The organism is Neisseria sp. P0021.S007 (assembly GCF_051956855.1).
Genome location: NZ_JBQCXA010000742.1, coordinates 1 through 615 on the forward strand (window position 1 = coordinate 1; position 615 = coordinate 615).

The 615-nt window shown below is 56.3% G+C and carries 1 protein-coding gene; it reads right to left on the bottom strand.

Annotated elements, in window-relative coordinates; translation table 11 throughout:
- On the bottom strand, positions 1-615 hold a 615-nt coding region (locus ACTHUR_RS15710), incomplete at both ends, for a toprim domain-containing protein (protein ID WP_440399578.1).

The following is a 615-nucleotide window of genomic DNA, read 5'->3' on the forward strand; positions in this document are numbered from 1 at the left end:
GTCAGGAGCAGGGTGCGGATGTGCGCACCGTCCACGTCGGCATCGGTCATGATGATGATGCGGTGGTAACGCAGTTTTTCGGGGTTGAACTCTTCTTTGCCGATGCCTGCGCCCAGTGCGGTAATCAGGGTGGCGACCTCTTGGCTGGCGAGCATTTTTTCAAAACGGGCTTTTTCGACGTTCAAGATTTTGCCTTTGAGCGGCAAAATGGCTTGGAATTTACGGTCGCGGCCTTGTTTGGCAGAACCGCCTGCGGAATCGCCCTCGACCAGATAAAGTTCTGACAAGGCGGGGTCTTTTTCTTGGCAGTCGGCGAGTTTGCCGGGCAGTCCCAAGCCGTCCATCACGCCTTTGCGGCGGGTGATTTCGCGGGCTTTGCGGGCGGCTTCGCGCGCACGGGCGGCATCGACGATTTTGCTGGTGATGATTTTGGCTTCGTTCTGATTTTCTTCGAGGAAGTCGGTCAGGGCTTGGTTGATGACTTCATTGACGACGGGGCCGATTTCGCTGGAAACCAGTTTGTCTTTGGTTTGGGACGAGAATTTGGGGTCGGGCAGTTTGACGGACAACACGCAGGTCAAACCTTCGCGCATATCGTCGCCGGCGGTTTCAACT